Origin of the sequence: Pseudomonas aphyarum, from assembly GCF_028657055.1 — a bacterium.
GTDB classification, from domain to species: domain Bacteria; phylum Pseudomonadota; class Gammaproteobacteria; order Pseudomonadales; family Pseudomonadaceae; genus Aquipseudomonas; species Aquipseudomonas aphyarum.
Map to the genome: position 1 here is coordinate 244,773 of NZ_JAMDGS010000009.1, position 14,107 is coordinate 258,879.

Consider the following 14,107-nt stretch of genomic DNA (forward strand, 5'->3'; position numbering starts at 1 on the left):
ATTCGTGACGATGGATTTCCCGACCGGCCGCAAACCCGGACGCCAGACAGCAAAACGCCCGGCGTCTGCGGGTGCAGAGGCCGGGCGTTTCGTTGTCGCGCGGGGCGTTTACTGAGGCTGTTCGATACTGCCGAACTTGCTCATCAGGAAGCCGACGAACTGCTCGACGGTCATCTTCTGGCCGTTGAATTCCACCTGATTGGCGGCGTAATGCAGTTTGGTGACTACGTTGGTGCCGTCCAGGGTCGCCAGCTGCGTACCGACGGCCATGCCGGCGAACATGTCGGCGCCAGCGCTGGCCTGGTCAACGATGGCTTTGGCATCGGTCTGACCGTCGATTTGCGCCTGCACGCTGAGCAGGTCGACCAGCATCGGCTTGGACACCAGCACATTCACGTCAAGCAGCGCGATCAACTGTTTGCCCAGTTGATCCGGCGGCAGGTCCATCGACTGTGGCTTGGCCAGGTCGAGCACCAGACTCGCTCGGCTTTCGCCGTTGGCGGTTTTCAGCGACAGGTCTTCCAGCGCCAGTTGCGGCCCGGCTGCCAGCAGTTTCTGCAGGTCGGCCTTGACCTGGGTGGACTCGGCTTCGGTCAAGTTCAGCTCCGGAGCCGGCAGGCCGGCGGCGGTGGCTTCGGCAGCGGCCTTTTCATACGGCTGCAGCTTGGTCTGGTAGATCTGCATCAGCGACATGGCCGACGGAATGTCGAGGTTTTTCAGGCTCATGGCCAGGTTGGCCGAACCGATCTTCTTGTCGTTGAGGGTCACTTCGCCGACCTTGTAGTCGGCACGGCCGGAAGCGTTGCTGCCGTTCTCCTCGGTGCGGTTCTTCATTTCGAAGTTCTTCACGCCCAGCACCGATTGTTTGACGCCGAAGGTGGTCTTGCTGCTGGTCAGTTCCAGGGTGTTCTCGCCGGTGTAGTAGCCGTAGGTGCTCTTGGCGAGGTTGCTGGCCAGGGTCAGGCCATTGAGTTCGATCTGCACCGGCGCCTGATCTTCGGCGACCGTGGTCAGGTGCAGGCTGTCCATGTAGCCGTTGGCCTTGACCTTCTGCGCCTGGGCGCTGGCGGAAATGTCCATGTTCAGACCGGAAAACTTCAGGCTCGACTTGTCATCCAGCGCAGCTTCCAGTGGCAGCAGTTCGAGGTTGCCGGTGGTGGACTGGTCGTAACCGATGTTGACCACACCTTTGAGCGGCGCGGCGCCCTTGGTGGCGGCAAACCATTTTTCGGTGATCGGGGTCTTTTCCAGTTCGTAGTGACTGGTGGCCATGACCGGCAGCCATTTCAGCGACACCAGACGCGAGAACGGCAGCGGGCCGTGTTCAATATGGTCGACGAACAGCAACTCGACCGGCGCCTCGCCGAACATTTCACCCTCGCCCTTTAGGCGATAGTGCGCGGTGCTGCTGAAGGTGTTGCGCTCGAGCGATACCAGTTCCAGCGACGCACTGCCGTTGGAGCCGGCCATGGCGGTCTGCAACTCGCTGTTGGCGTTGGCGACGGCATTGTTCAGCACGCCTTCGATTTTGGTGCCGGTGTACCAGGCCCCGCCTACGCTGATGGCGCCGATGGCCACAACAATTCCGAGAAGCACGCCTGCTGATTTATTCATGAATGACCTGATCGATTTCCGTGGCTGAAAGTGTGGTCGTCTTCCCTGAACCCGTGACCGGGCCGTGGCGCGACTCCGCTGAATTTAGCGGTGGAGATTAGCACTGGCAGTGCGGCGCGGCCCAACGTTTAAAGGTTAAAGAATGTCCACGGGACATGGACAAACAAAAAGATCGCCGGGTTCGGCGATCTTTTAAGGATCAGGAATATTGCACCTCGATTTCATCGAGCTGATGGTCGAAGCTTTTCAGCCGTGCGGTCCAGGTGTACACCAGCACTTCGAAATCCCGGTCGATCACCGCCCCGCCCGGCCCGTCGCTGCGCGGGTCGCAAAAATCCAGCTGATAACGCTCGCGGGCCATGGCGGTGGCGACGTCTGACAGTTCGCGGGCGTTGTTGAGCCAGTGCCAGCCGTCGTCGGCAACTTGCCGGTCGAGGGCCAGGCATTGTTTTTTCAGGGCTTCGAGGCTTTTCTCCAGCGGCGTGCCGGTGAGTTCGCCCATGACTTCGGCGAAGGTCCGCCCCGGTTGCCAGTAGCTGCCCCAGAAGTAGCGGTCGAACACGGTTTCGACTTTGCGCAGCGCGACTTTGGTGTCCCAGATCAGCAGTAGCGTCTTGCTTTGCTCAAGCTGGCGTTTCTTGAGTCGCTGGCTCTGAACCAGCGCCGACGCCACGACCACGATCGCCATGACCGCGATCAGCGCCACGGTGCTGTCGAGGAAGACCATTGCCTTGTCGATCTGGTGGGCCAGCATGATGCCGTAGAAATAGGTGGCCGACAGCAGCACCAGGGCTACCAGGGCGCACCAGAAGCCGAGAGCGTAAGGGTTTTTCATTATTGGTTTCCCCTAGACCTGCGCTAGCGATGTGCACTGAAAAGGCGCCTGGTTCGGGGCGCCCTTTCAATACTTCAAAGCATAGCAACGGCCTCAGGGTTTGCTGGCGCTCGAGGCTTGCGTTCGTCCGCTTTCCCAACCGCCGCCCAGGGCGAGGAACAGATCGATCTGGCTCATGGCAACCTGGGTGTTGGCGGCGGCCAGTTGCGCGGTGACGTCGGTGTAGGTGCGGGTGGCTTGCAGGTCGGCAAGGAACGACTCGCGGCCGGCCTGGAAGAAGCGGTGCGTCTGGTCGGCCGCCAGTTTCGCCGACTGCTCGGCATCGGCCAGCGCATCGCGGCGTTGCAGCAGCGCGGAGTACTGGGACAGGCCGGTCTGGGTTTCGCGGATGGCGTTAAGCACCACGCCGTCGAAATGCGCCAGCGCACCCTGGGTCGTGGCTTCGGCTTCGCGGATCCGGGCCCGGGCGCCGTTGGTCGGCACGCTCCAGCTCAGCGACGGGCCGAAGCCCCAGCGGTTGGTGGACGGTTTGCCAAGGTTGTCCAGAATGCCGACGGTGCCGATTGTCGCGCCGAAACTGATGTCCGGGTACAGCTCGCCCGTGGCGATGCCGATTCCAGCCGTCGCAGCCGCCAGACGCCGCTCGGCCTGGCGGATGTCCGGCCGACGCTTGAGCAGCGCAGCGCCATCGCCCACCGGCACCAGTTGGGCGATTTTCGGCAGTTCGGCGCAGGTCGCGGTGCCGGCCGGCAATTGATCGACAGGCTTGGCCAGCAGCATCGACAGACGGAACAACCCGGCCTGACGCGCCGCCTCATAGCGCGGCATATCAGCGCGCAGGGATTTGAATTGGGTCTGCGAACGGGTGACCTGGGTTTCATCGCCGCGCCCGGCGTCGCGCAGGCGCTGGATCAGCGTGGTGCTCTGGGATTGCAGGTCGAGGGAATGCTGGGCGATTTCCCGCTCCTCGTTCGCCGCGCAGACCTGGGTGTAGGCCCGCACCACGTCGGCGACCAGGGTAATGCGCGCCGTGTCGGCTGCGGCCTGGGTTGCGTCGGCGTTGGCCTTCGCCGCTTCGATCCCGCGTTGCAGCGTGCCCCACAGGTCGAACTGGTAGGACGCGCTGATGCCGATATCGCCGATGTTGGCCACCGGCACTTTCTCCGGCAGCAGAAATGCTTCGCCGGATTCCTGCAAGCGCTGGGCGCCCATCTTCACGCCGCCGCTCCAGCCACCGGCCGCCTCGGCTTCATCGACCTGCGCACGAGCCCGCGACAGGTTCGCCGCCGCCACCCGCAGATCGGTGTTGGACGCCATGGCCTGCTGCACCAGTTGATCCAGACGCGGATCCTGATACAGCCGCCACCAGTCCGCCGGCACCGGGGCCGACACCACCGGTTTGCCGGCCACCGCCAGGTCGCCCTGGAAATCCTTGCGCTGGACCGCCGCGTCTTCGGGCACGTGATAGTCCGGCCCGACCATCGAGCAGGCCGACAGCATCATGCCCAAACCGGCGATCATCAGAGCCCTGCTCATTTGGCGGGCTCCTGCGGTTGATCGTCGATGATCGACACAGTGGCGGTACGCCCGGCGATCATGCGGAAGTCATCCGGTACGTCGTCGAAGGCAATGCGCACCGGAATCCGCTGGGCCAGACGCACCCAGCTGAACGCCGGATTGACGTTGGGCAGCAGGTTGCTGCCGCTCGAACGGTCGCGGTCTTCGATGCCGGCGACGATGCTTTCGACATGCCCGCGCAGGCGAGCGCGGTCGCCGATCACGCGGATATCCACCGACTGCCCGATGTGGATGCCGTCGAGTTTGGTCTCTTCGAAATAGCCGTCGATGTGGAACGAATTGCTGTCGACCACCGACAACACCGGACGCCCGGCGGTGACGAATTCCTGCGAGCGCGGCGCACGGTCGTTGACGTAGCCGTCCACCGGGCTGCGGATCACCGAACGGTCGAGATTGAGCTGAGCGCTGTCCACCGCCACCAGCGCTTCGGCCAGGGCCGATTGCGCGCGGGCCACTTTCGACTGGCTTTCTTCCAGCTGTTCGGCCGGCACCAGATTGCCCAGACCACGGTTACGCTTGGCTTCACGCTGGGCCTGGGCGAGGGTTTCTTCGCGATCGGCGACCGCCGCCTTGGCCTGGCGCAACGCCAGTTTGAAACGGTCCTGGTCGATGCTGAACAGCACCTGACCGCGTTTCACCAACTGATTGTCCTTCACTTCGACCTGCTGGATCAGCCCGGACACGTCCGGGGCGATCTGCACGATGTCGGCGCGAATGTGGCCGTCGCGGGTCCAGGGCGCGAACATGTAATACATCACCATGCGCCAGACCACGACGACGGCGAAAGTCACGATCAGCAGCGTCAGGACGACGCGACCGAGGGTCAGAAACGGTTTTTTCATGTCATCAGGTATCGACTGAGTGAATCCACGCCGTACAGCATCACGGCGTAGAGAGCCACGTTGAACAATGCCCGGTGCCAGACCAGACGGTAGAAATGCAGGCGTGTGAGCACGCCGTGTACCAAAACAAACAGCACATAAGTGATGCCCATCAACACCAGCAGGGTCGGCAGGAAAATGCCGCTGATGTCCAGATCACCGATCATAGGGGCGCTCCTTCGGGCAGCGGTTCTTCGGGCTCGGCACTGGAAACGAATTCCACGCCGGGCAACAGCGCCAGGCGCAAACCGCTCAAGGCGTGCAACAGGTTTAGTCGGGTTTCTTCATCGCCGTGGCCATTGAGTGCGCGGCGGGTCCGATCCATGGTCATCAGCAGGGCGCTCGGCGCCGGCAGGCGTTCGCCGGCCTTGAGACAGGCCCGGAAGTATTCGCCGACCTCTGCCACCACTTGCTTGAGCAGCGCGTTCGGTGCGCCCGTCACTCGCGGCGTGTAGGCGAGCAGGTCGAGCAAATTCAGCCCCACGCGCACTTCGCGCATAGCGATGCCGGTGTCCTGGCCGGTCAGCGCCAGACGCGGCAGGTGCTGCATCAGGCGGTCGAGCAGTTGCACGCCCAGTTGTCGGTGCTCGGCGAGGTTTGCCGGTTCGGTCATGCTGACGATGTCTTTCCAGCTGAAACGGGTCAGGCGCTTGGCCGCGAGTTCCGCGCCGAACGGCCGGGCGATCAGCGTCCAGATGAACGCGAACAACAGCCCCATCGGGCCCGCCAGGTTGGAATTGACGAAGGCAAAGAAGTCCGCGTCGTAGGCACCGGAAATGCTGATGAACGACGAGGTGTTGACCAGCGTCAGCAGCATGCCGAGGTAGAAACGTGGCTGCACCGTCAGGGTGCCGACGCAGATGAACGGCACCGCGAACGCCAGCACCAGCATGGGGAAATCGTGCAGGTTCGGCAGCACCAGAAACAGGTACAGGCTGGCGAACAGCACCGACATCCCGGTCCAGAAAAAGAACCGGTAAATCTGCGGCGCCGGGTCGTCCATCGAGGCGAAGAAACTGCACGACACCGCCGCCAGAATCACCGCGCTGCCGCCGTCGGTCCAGCCCAGCAGGATCCACAATACCGAGGCAACGATGATCGCCAGGATGGTCGAGACCACCGAATACAGCATCAGCCCACGGTCGATGAATGGCGTCAGGCGACCCAGGCGCCAGTGGCGATAGACCGCGCGCCAGCTGTCCTGGCGCTCGCACAGGATCGCGTCCTGCAGGCTGCGGCAGTCCTGCCATAGATCGATGAATTCACCAAGGCGATACAGCGCATTGGAAAACAGCAACTGTTTGCGATCTTCGAGGGCTTCGGCGCTCGGTTGCAGGGCTTCGAGCTGATCCCGCAGGGCTTGCCAGCGGTCGAGATCGGCGTCTTTATGGCCGAGCCATTCGCGGGTCGCGGTGAGCAGCGGCGCGAACTTTTCCACCAGCTCCGGCGTGCGCCGTTCTAGGGCGTAAAGCGAATCTTCGAGGGCGTCGATCACCGGCAGCAGATGGATCATCCGCCCGCGCAGTTCCTTGGTGTTGCGCACCGTCTGCGGCCGCGCACCTTCGTGCGGCAACTGGCCGATCATCAATTCCAGGCTGTTGAAACTGCCGACCATGGCCATGCGCAGGGCAGTGACTTCTTCGGGCTGCACGTCGCGGCTGAGGAATTTCAGGCTGTAGGTCGTGGCGTCGGCGAACCATTTGCCCACGGCATCGTTGAATACCGGCGCCAGGCGCCGTGGCCAGAACATCGCGCCGACCACCGCCGCCACGGCGATGCCGAGGAATATCTCTTCGGTCCGCGACTCGGCCACGTCCCACACCGCCAGCGGGTTATCCACCACCGGCAGGGCGATCAACGGCAAGGTGTAACCGGCCAGCATCAACGCGTAGTTGTTGGCGGTGCGCAGATGGAGGGACAGGAACAGCAAAATCCCCGTCCACAGGGCGATGACCACCACCAGCACATACGGGCTCTGGACGAACATCGGCACGAACAGCACCGCCGCCGCCGCACCGAGAAACGTGCCGATTGCGCGATACAGCGCCTTGGAACTGGTCGGGCCGAGGAACGGGCTGGAAACGATGTACACCGTGGCCATCGCCCAATAAGGACGCGGCATTTGCATGAGCAAGGCGATGTACAGCGCGATCATCGAGGCCGCGAACGTGCGGATCCCGTAGAACCAGTCCCGCGCCGGGGGCATGCCGGAAAAGAACCCGTTCACGGATTGATCACCGTTGGCGGAGTGGCCGCCTCAAAAGCTCTCAGTACCCGAAGCGTAGCCTCCAGATCGCGCTGGTCGATGCCTTCGAGCACTTCATGACGTAGACGCACCAGTTGCGCTTCGACCGCTTGCACCAGCTCACGGCCGGTGTCGGTCAGGCTCAGGCATTTGGCGCGACGGTCCTGGGCATCTTCGGTGCGGCAGACAAAACCGGCGTGACACAACTGATCGAGCAGACGCACCAACGACGGCGACTCCATCCCTGCCGCCTGCGCCACCTGCACCTGGCGCACACCCTCGCCCAAACGCCCGATCATCAACAACGGGACGGCGCAGGCTTCGGAAATTCCATAGTTGACCAGCGTGGTCTGGCAGATCTTCCGCCAATGCCTGGCGGCCACCACCATGGCACTGCTGATGTTCATCTGGAGAGCGTCGAGGTTATTCGGCACGAGGGAATGCACACACTGTTAGTTTGCTAACTATCAATATCGCATTGGTGGGGAAATTCAGTCAAGTTTTGAAACAAATTGCTTTAAGCACAAGAAATGTCCCTCGCTGAAACTGCGCTGACACCGACATCCGAGAGCACTGAACCATGACGAAGAAATTCACGACCAAGAACACCAATTCCGGACAACATCCGATTGAACGTCTGCCCCAGACATCTGCGTACGCGGCATTTTTAGAGCAAAAAGTGAAAATCGCTCGTGAATCAATGGCCTGCGGAATCGGTTTATCCAATCTTGAAGTTGAAGCGACGTTCTCTTCCTTGAGAGCTATGACTCCCAAGGGCTAGGTCCGGTCTTTACCCCGCCCGCCCCTTCCTCAACATCACATCCAACTGATCCACCACCTCCGCCCAATCCGCATCATCGAGAATCTCGTCGCGCAGGAAATCCGCCTGGCTCTTGGTCCAGAAAAACGCGTCGCACAGGTGCAGTTCGGGTTTGAGCGGAGAATGGGTGGCGATGAACTGGTCAATGCTGACCGGATCGTTGTCCAGGCCGAGTTGCTTGAACAGGGATGGGAGGCTGTGCGTCGGGTTTTCCATGTCGGAACTCCTGCGAGATTTATAGGGTGTGAAAGATTTTTCGCGAGCAAGCACGCTCCCACAGGTTTGGCGCAGAACCTGTGGGAGCGAGCTTGCTCGCGATGGGCGTCGGCACAGACGCTAAAAAAGCTACTGACTCAACTCCCGCACCTGCGCATGCGGCACCATTTTCAGGAACTCGGGCATGCTCATGTGTAGCAGGTTGTTGTGGTTGCCGGCTTCCAGGTAGATGTCTTTCTGCCGGGTCAGCAGTGGGTCGATGACCATGTCCAGGCCGTAGGAATCGCCCAGTGGCGGCACGGCACCGCGCTCACAGTCGTCGAAGATGTGCGCCAGATTGCTTTCGCGGGTGATTTGCCATTCGCCGCTGCTGCGCACCTTGCTCAAGTCCAGGTGGCGGCTGGCGGGCAGCACCGCCATCAGGTAGTGCCCGTGACGGTCGTCCAGGATCACCGATTTGGCCACCCGTTCTGCGGCAATGCCGGAGACCCGCGCCGTTTCCAGGCTGCTGGACGAGTGCGGGTGGGAGACGATGTCATATTCGCATTGCGCCCGGTTGAGGCTGCTCTGCACTTTCTTGGCCATACGCATGATGCACCTCGGTGCCCGCCGACGCTGCGCGGCGGACGGTAATGAAACGCTGTGGCTGTCCTTGAAAGTCTAGTCCGGCGGGCTGCGAACACCGGGAAATCCGCCCACTGGCGAGGCAGGCGGACTGATCAAAAATCATCCAGCCGTAGCCTCAACTAGACTGTAAGAACAACCCCTGACTCTCGCGGAGGGTCACGTGAACATCCGTTGCTGTGCGCTTGCCCTGTTGCTGCTGAGTGGATCGGTGGTTGCGGCAGAAGGTCCGTTTACCGCCGTCAGCCCGGTCGGTCTGTGGCTGATTACCCTGGGCATCACGTTTCTGATCGCCGAAGCCGCGCTACCCAACTACGGGGTGATCGGCCTCGGCGGCATCGTCATGTTCGTGATTGGCGCGCTGATCCTGAGCAACGCCGAACTGCCGGTGCCGATGATGATCGGCCTCGGCCTGGTCAGTGCCCTGTTGCTGATCGCTCTGCTGATCCGCGCCCTGAAAACCCGACCGCGCCACGCGGTCAGCGGCGATGCCGGCCTGCTCGGCAGTGTCACGGCGGTGACGGTGGTGCAACCGGAAGACAGTCGCAACGGCTGGGTGCAATTACAAGGAGAACGCTGGCAGGTGCTGAGCGCCACGCCGCTGCACACCGGGCAACCGGTGCGCGTGGTCGGACGCAAAGGTCTGTTGCTGCAAGTGGCCGCGACTGACGCGGCACCGCTCGGAGAGTGATCATGGGTCTGCAAATCGGTTTTGTCGCGCTGCTGCTGTTGCTGATCGCCCTGGCCGGCTCGACGTTCCGCATCCTGCGCGAATACGAACGCGGCGTGGTGTTCCAGCTCGGACGCTTCTGGCAGGTCAAGGGGCCGGGGCTGATCCTGCTGATCCCGGTGGTGCAGCAAATGGTCCGGGTCGATCTGCGCACCATCGTCCTCGACGTGCCGCCGCAAGACGTGATCACCCGCGACAACGTGTCGGTGAAGGTCAACGCGGTGCTGTACTTCCGCGTGCTCGACCCGCAGAAAGCGATCATCCAGGTCGAAGATTTCCTCATGGCCACCAGCCAACTGGCCCAGACCACCCTGCGCGCGGTGCTCGGCAAACATGAGCTGGACGAACTGCTGGCCGAGCGCGAACGCCTGAACATCGACATCCAGCAAGTGCTCGACGCCCAGACCGACGCCTGGGGGATCAAGGTCGCCAACGTCGAAATCAAGCACGTCGATCTCAACGAATCGATGGTGCGCGCCATCGCGAAACAAGCCGAAGCCGAGCGGGAACGGCGAGCCAAGGTGATCCACGCCGAAGGCGAATTGCAGGCCTCGGAAAAACTCATGCAGGCCGCCGAAATGCTCGGTCGTCAGCCCGGCGCCATGCAGCTGCGCTACATGCAGACCTTGAGTTCGATTGCCGGCGACAAGAGCTCGACCATCGTCTTTCCGTTGCCGATCGAACTGCTCAAGGGGATGGCGGATCTGTCGGCGAAATCGTGAGCGCGCGCAAGCGTTCCAGCGCGGCATAGGGCGCGCGGGCGCAATGTTCGACCCGTGCCTGCAACAGCGCCGAAGCCTCGCGGCGCTTGTGTTCGCCATCGACGACAAAGGGTTGTGACGGCTGCTTCGCGTGCTGCGCCGTTGCCGTCAGCGCCTGTTCGCACTGCGCGGCGCTCAGCTTGAAAAACCGCGCCAGCCGCCCGCTCATCGCGTCGGGCAATTCGCTGTAGTTCAGCACCAGCCCGGCACAATCACGACCATGCACCCACCCGGCCTCCAGCAGGCGCCCCAGCCGCCGGGCGATGAAATCCTCGCGGCCCTCGAATGGCAAATCATCGTCCAGCACACAATCGCCGAGCGCGCCCGGCACCATGTGCAGGCCGGGGCGACGCAAATGCGAGACCGCGATTTCCAGCGGATCGCGATAGACAAACAGCCACGGCGTATCGGGAAAACACTCGTGCAGCAACGGCCATTCGCCGATGTTCCAGGCGTCGAGCTTGATCACCAATCGCCGCTCCGTACCGCGCCGCCGCTGACCGTACGCCGAGAGCAACCCAGCGATGGCCGCGCGGCGTTCTTCGTCCGGCAGATCGCTGCGCAGCAAGGCATCAAGGGGCGGCGGCTCCGAGACCACGATGTGATCGTCGAGCCGGGCAAGCATCTGGCTGATCAGCGTCGAGCCACATCGCGAGGCGTGCAGGATGAAAGCGCTCGGCGGCAGACCCGGGCTGAGTGCTTGCCAGTCCATGAGCGCCGACAAGGGTGTTTGCCGGCGGAACGCCTGATTGAACGGCAGGCGCAACGCGTCTTCGACGGCCTCACGAAAGAACGGCTGATGCAGCGGTGTGTCGCCAAACCAGCACCAGTCGACCTGCCATTGCCCGGCGGTTTTCCAGATGCGGATCGGCAACCAGCCGTCGAAATTCACAGGCGCCATTGTTCGTTCCATGACCGGCGACCGTTACGCATCGCCACCAGCAGTTCTTCACGGGAAAAATGCAGGCCTCGTTCAGCGGCCAACGCCAGCGTCTGGGTGGCGAATGCTTCGGGGTCTTGCAATGCCTGCAACGTCGCGCACAGCTCCGGATCATTGACGAGTAATCGCTGAAATCGCTGCAGCGCCGTCTCCGCGCCATCAGGCTGCGGAGTGCTCGGCAAACCATCAATGATCATCTGCTCCAGCCACGGCGCGGGGCGGCAATCGAGCACCAAATGAACCCGTGCCGTACGGTCGCGATTGTCGACCCGATGCGGCCGGGCGAGATCGAGAAACCAGCATTCTCCCGCCGTCATCGGCATCCGCTGGCCGTCGAGCCAGAAGTCCACGGCAGGAGGACTGAGCAGCGGAATGTGCAGGCGCAAATCGGCGTCCGGGCCCTCAAGGTCATAGTCGCGATGCTCATGGATCTGCCCGCCCGGTCCCAGTCGCAATAACCGCGCACTGACGATTTCCAGCGGCAAATCCCGCAGGGCCTGCTGCCAGCGACCATCATTCAGCCAAGGGGCACGTTGTACGGGTTCGGCGCTGCCGGGGGACAGTTCGGTCAGCGCATCGGCGGCGGAAATCAGCGCCACGCCGCTCCAGTCGCCGGCGAAATAAGCGGTGTTGAAATGACCGCGCCAGGCAGCATCGTCAATCGCCGCCAGCGCCTGCAACAGCAACGGCAGGTCCACCGTCAACGGCAACCGTGAGAACGCCGGCCGGCTCATGCCTTGGGCAACACCGCAGTTTCGCCGAGCCAGGTCAGCAACCGGTCCAGACAGGCTTCGACCGTCAACGTGCCGGTGTCGAGCACCAGCGAAGCCTGGGCTGGCGTCTCGTAAGGCGCCGACACGCCGGTAAACCCGGCCAGCTCGCCGCGCCGCGCCCGGGCGTAATGCCCTTTCGGATCGCGCTGCTCGCACACGGCCAGCGCGGCGCTGCACCAGACCTCGCGATAGTCCTCGCCCAAACGGCGGGCAAACACCTCGCGCAGTTCCGCCAGCGGCGCGATCATCGCCAGAATCACGATCTGCCCGTTCTCCACCAGCAACGCCGCCAGCTCACTGGCACGGCGGATGTTTTCCAGGCGGTCGGCATCGGCAAAACCCAGGTCGCTGTTGAGCCCGACCCGCAAACCGTCGCCATCAAGCACCACGCTTTGCAGACCTCGACTGAACAACTCGGCATGCAACGCCTGGGCAAGGGTCGATTTGCCGGCCGCCGGCAAGCCGGTCAGCAGCATCGCCGTGCCGCGATGGCCGTTGCGGGCCTCGCGTTGGGCACGGCTGATGCTGGCGGTCGGCGCCAATACGTCACTGCGCGGAGGCATGGGCCACCGGCACCGAAATATTCCCCGAGGCCCATGCCGCTTCGCGGTTGGCCAGCGCGGTGGCAATCGACTGGACTTCGGTCGACTGCACCTGATCCGGCAGCGGATCGAGACCGGCGCTGGCGAAAATCTGGCCGTAAGCATTGCGCAGATCGGCGTAAGACAGGTCGCGCCGCAGATCGGCCTGCAAGGTGTTGAGCTCGCCTTGAATCAGGTCCAGCTCACCAATGCCGTCGGCCTGACGACGGTTACGCAACTGACCGACGATTTGCCCGTCGATGTCCGACAGTTGCTGGTTGGTCTTGAACTGGCGCAGCGCCTCCTGATAGTTGGCGTTGGCCACGTAGAGCTGCGCCAGCACTGCAATCGACATCGCCTGACGCCGTGCGGCAGCCACTTCTTCACCGGCCTTGGCCACGTCGATGGCCGCCGGGGCGGAGATCACGTTGAACAGGTTCCAGGTGACCTTCACGCCGTAATCGGCCCAGCCCTGTTCGACCAGAAACGAGTTGCTGTCGTAATGCCCGCCGGCGGAGAACTCCAGGCCCGGCAGCAAACGCAGCATGGCCTTGCGGGTTTCGGCGGCGCTGATCCGGGTCTGGTAGTCCTGCTCGCGCAGTTCCGGACGGCTGGTCAGGGCTTCCTGTTCGAGCTTGCTCAGATCGACCTTGAGTTCCGGGATCTGATAACCGTCATCGGTGGCCAGGGTCAGGTTAGTGCCCAGCGGCAGGTTGATCAGGGTCGCCAGCTCGGTTTTCGCCAGCGACAGCGCGCGGCGTTGTTCTTCCAGTTGCCGGGTCGCTTCGATCAGCGAACGCTGGTAGCCGAGGGACTGCACCGGATCGCCAATGCGCTGTTCACTCATGCTTTCGCTGTTGCGGCGGGCGGTGTCGACCCGCGCCATCAGGCTGTCGATCTGCTTGAGCAGACGTTCGGCGGCCATCGCCCGCCAATAGGCCGAGCGCACGTCCTGAACGATGGTGTTGATCACCTTGCGCCGGCGTTCCTGAACGATCAGGCGCTGGTCGCCCTGCTGCTTGGCGCTGATGTAGCTGACGCCGAAATCGAGGACGTTCCAGACCATGGTCAGGTCGGCGACGTCGCGGTCGCGGTCCTGAGAGGTCGACGGTTCCAGGGACTGAGTCCCGGTGCGCACACTCTGGCTGCTGGAAGCGCTGACGTTGTTACGCCCGACGTAACCGGCGTCCAGTGCCATGCGCGGCAGCATGTCGAAACTGGCGAGGTCGAGCTGCCGCTTGGCCAGCGCTTCCTCCATGATTTTCAAGCGGCCTTCGAGGTTGTATTTCACCGCGCGGGCCATGGCCTGGTGCAGGGTCAGCGGACCGCTCAGCGGTTCCTGGCCCTTGTACATGCTTTGCAGGTCGGCCCGGGCCCGTTGCTCGCTGACACTGCGTTCGATCGGTTCACTGGTCACTGCACATCCGCTGATCGCCAGCGCCAGCAGGCTGGCGCCGAACAACTTCTGACTTTTCTTCATCCCTGGATCGCCCCTAGGTCCCGCACATA

General features: G+C 62.9%; 16 protein-coding genes. 3 read left to right on the forward strand and 13 right to left on the reverse strand.

The features are described from left to right. Positions 1-108: 108 nt before the first annotated feature. The 7 genes from M5G18_RS13960 to M5G18_RS13990 form a co-directional block, all read right to left on the reverse strand. Positions 109-1,614, reverse strand: a complete 1,506-nt coding sequence (locus M5G18_RS13960; protein WP_007957649.1) for a YdgA family protein — start codon at positions 1,612-1,614, stop codon at positions 109-111. 199 nt (positions 1,615-1,813) lie between these two features. Beyond that, positions 1,814-2,449 carry a hypothetical protein gene (locus tag M5G18_RS13965; protein WP_007957651.1) on the reverse strand — a complete coding sequence of 212 codons (636 nt, stop codon included), beginning with the start codon at positions 2,447-2,449 and terminating at the stop codon, positions 1,814-1,816. A 93-nt stretch (positions 2,450-2,542) separates the two neighbouring features. Further along, positions 2,543-3,985 carry an efflux transporter outer membrane subunit gene (locus M5G18_RS13970; protein WP_273897874.1) on the reverse strand — a complete coding sequence of 481 codons (1,443 nt, stop codon included), beginning with the start codon at positions 3,983-3,985 and terminating at the stop codon, positions 2,543-2,545. Further along, positions 3,982-4,869, reverse strand: a complete 888-nt coding sequence (locus M5G18_RS13975; RefSeq protein WP_007957655.1) for an efflux RND transporter periplasmic adaptor subunit — start codon at positions 4,867-4,869, stop codon at positions 3,982-3,984. The genes M5G18_RS13970 and M5G18_RS13975 overlap by 4 nt, the downstream gene beginning before the upstream one ends. Then, positions 4,866-5,075, reverse strand: a complete 210-nt coding sequence (locus M5G18_RS13980) for a DUF1656 domain-containing protein (RefSeq protein WP_007957657.1) — start codon at positions 5,073-5,075, stop codon at positions 4,866-4,868. Before M5G18_RS13980 ends, M5G18_RS13975 begins: the two co-directional genes overlap by 4 nt. Continuing rightward, complete coding sequence (locus tag M5G18_RS13985; RefSeq protein WP_273897873.1) at positions 5,072-7,135, reverse strand: FUSC family protein; 2,064 nt, start codon at positions 7,133-7,135, stop codon at positions 5,072-5,074. The genes M5G18_RS13980 and M5G18_RS13985 overlap by 4 nt, the downstream gene beginning before the upstream one ends. Next, positions 7,132-7,560 (reverse strand): MarR family winged helix-turn-helix transcriptional regulator, encoded by a 429-nt coding sequence (locus M5G18_RS13990; RefSeq protein ID WP_011331882.1) that lies wholly within the window; start codon positions 7,558-7,560, stop codon positions 7,132-7,134. Before M5G18_RS13990 ends, M5G18_RS13985 begins: the two co-directional genes overlap by 4 nt. A gap of 173 nt (positions 7,561-7,733) precedes the next feature. On the opposite strand from M5G18_RS13990, the gene M5G18_RS13995 reads away from it, so the two are divergent. Continuing rightward, positions 7,734-7,934 (forward strand): hypothetical protein, encoded by a 201-nt coding sequence (locus M5G18_RS13995; RefSeq protein ID WP_273897872.1) that lies wholly within the window; start codon positions 7,734-7,736, stop codon positions 7,932-7,934. Positions 7,935-7,943: 9 nt separating this feature from the next. On the opposite strand, the gene M5G18_RS14000 is transcribed toward M5G18_RS13995, so the two are convergent. Beyond that, positions 7,944-8,189 carry a DUF2789 domain-containing protein gene (locus M5G18_RS14000; protein ID WP_007957668.1) on the reverse strand — a complete coding sequence of 82 codons (246 nt, stop codon included), beginning with the start codon at positions 8,187-8,189 and terminating at the stop codon, positions 7,944-7,946. 129 nt (positions 8,190-8,318) lie between these two features. Then, positions 8,319-8,780, reverse strand: coding sequence for an aminoacyl-tRNA deacylase (locus M5G18_RS14005; protein ID WP_273897870.1), 462 nt, complete (start codon positions 8,778-8,780; stop codon positions 8,319-8,321). A gap of 196 nt (positions 8,781-8,976) precedes the next feature. On the opposite strand from M5G18_RS14005, the gene M5G18_RS14010 reads away from it, so the two are divergent. Further along, positions 8,977-9,504, forward strand: coding sequence for an NfeD family protein (locus M5G18_RS14010; RefSeq protein WP_273897868.1), 528 nt, complete (start codon positions 8,977-8,979; stop codon positions 9,502-9,504). Positions 9,505-9,506: 2 nt separating this feature from the next. Further along, entirely contained in the window at positions 9,507-10,265 is a 759-nt protein-coding gene (locus M5G18_RS14015; RefSeq protein WP_007957673.1) for a slipin family protein, read from the forward strand. On the opposite strand, the gene M5G18_RS14020 is transcribed toward M5G18_RS14015, so the two are convergent. The 4 genes from M5G18_RS14020 to M5G18_RS14035 are packed head-to-tail and all read right to left on the reverse strand — an operon-like array spanning position 10,231 to position 14,078. After that, complete coding sequence (locus tag M5G18_RS14020; RefSeq protein ID WP_273897867.1) at positions 10,231-11,205, reverse strand: sulfotransferase family protein; 975 nt, start codon at positions 11,203-11,205, stop codon at positions 10,231-10,233. The genes M5G18_RS14015 and M5G18_RS14020 overlap by 35 nt on opposite strands. Then, positions 11,193-11,978, reverse strand: coding sequence for an aspartyl/asparaginyl beta-hydroxylase domain-containing protein (locus tag M5G18_RS14025; protein WP_273897865.1), 786 nt, complete (start codon positions 11,976-11,978; stop codon positions 11,193-11,195). The genes M5G18_RS14020 and M5G18_RS14025 overlap by 13 nt, the downstream gene beginning before the upstream one ends. After that, a complete protein-coding gene (gene cysC, locus M5G18_RS14030) occupies positions 11,975-12,580 on the reverse strand; it encodes an adenylyl-sulfate kinase (protein ID WP_273897863.1) in 606 nt (201 codons plus the stop codon). The genes M5G18_RS14025 and cysC overlap by 4 nt, the downstream gene beginning before the upstream one ends. Then, complete coding sequence (locus tag M5G18_RS14035; RefSeq protein WP_007957681.1) at positions 12,564-14,078, reverse strand: TolC family protein; 1,515 nt, start codon at positions 14,076-14,078, stop codon at positions 12,564-12,566. The genes cysC and M5G18_RS14035 overlap by 17 nt, the downstream gene beginning before the upstream one ends. Positions 14,079-14,107: the final 29 nt, after the last annotated feature.

Coding starts and splice junctions, on each gene's coding strand:
- M5G18_RS13975 (WP_007957655.1), bottom strand. CDS start 4,869: ATGAAAAAACCGTTTCTGACCCTCGGTCGCGTCGTCCTGACGCTGCTG.
- M5G18_RS14015 (WP_007957673.1), top strand. CDS start 9,507: ATGGGTCTGCAAATCGGTTTTGTCGCGCTGCTGCTGTTGCTGATCGCC.
- M5G18_RS13995 (WP_273897872.1), top strand. CDS start 7,734: ATGACGAAGAAATTCACGACCAAGAACACCAATTCCGGACAACATCCG.
- M5G18_RS14000 (WP_007957668.1), bottom strand. CDS start 8,189: ATGGAAAACCCGACGCACAGCCTCCCATCCCTGTTCAAGCAACTCGGC.
- M5G18_RS14020 (WP_273897867.1), bottom strand. CDS start 11,205: ATGGCGCCTGTGAATTTCGACGGCTGGTTGCCGATCCGCATCTGGAAA.
- M5G18_RS14035 (WP_007957681.1), bottom strand. CDS start 14,078: ATGAAGAAAAGTCAGAAGTTGTTCGGCGCCAGCCTGCTGGCGCTGGCG.
- M5G18_RS13990 (WP_011331882.1), bottom strand. CDS start 7,560: ATGAACATCAGCAGTGCCATGGTGGTGGCCGCCAGGCATTGGCGGAAG.
- M5G18_RS13965 (WP_007957651.1), bottom strand. CDS start 2,449: ATGAAAAACCCTTACGCTCTCGGCTTCTGGTGCGCCCTGGTAGCCCTG.
- M5G18_RS13960 (WP_007957649.1), bottom strand. CDS start 1,614: ATGAATAAATCAGCAGGCGTGCTTCTCGGAATTGTTGTGGCCATCGGC.
- M5G18_RS14025 (WP_273897865.1), bottom strand. CDS start 11,978: ATGAGCCGGCCGGCGTTCTCACGGTTGCCGTTGACGGTGGACCTGCCG.
- cysC (WP_273897863.1), bottom strand. CDS start 12,580: ATGCCTCCGCGCAGTGACGTATTGGCGCCGACCGCCAGCATCAGCCGT.
- M5G18_RS13980 (WP_007957657.1), bottom strand. CDS start 5,075: ATGATCGGTGATCTGGACATCAGCGGCATTTTCCTGCCGACCCTGCTG.
- M5G18_RS14005 (WP_273897870.1), bottom strand. CDS start 8,780: ATGCGTATGGCCAAGAAAGTGCAGAGCAGCCTCAACCGGGCGCAATGC.
- M5G18_RS13970 (WP_273897874.1), bottom strand. CDS start 3,985: ATGAGCAGGGCTCTGATGATCGCCGGTTTGGGCATGATGCTGTCGGCC.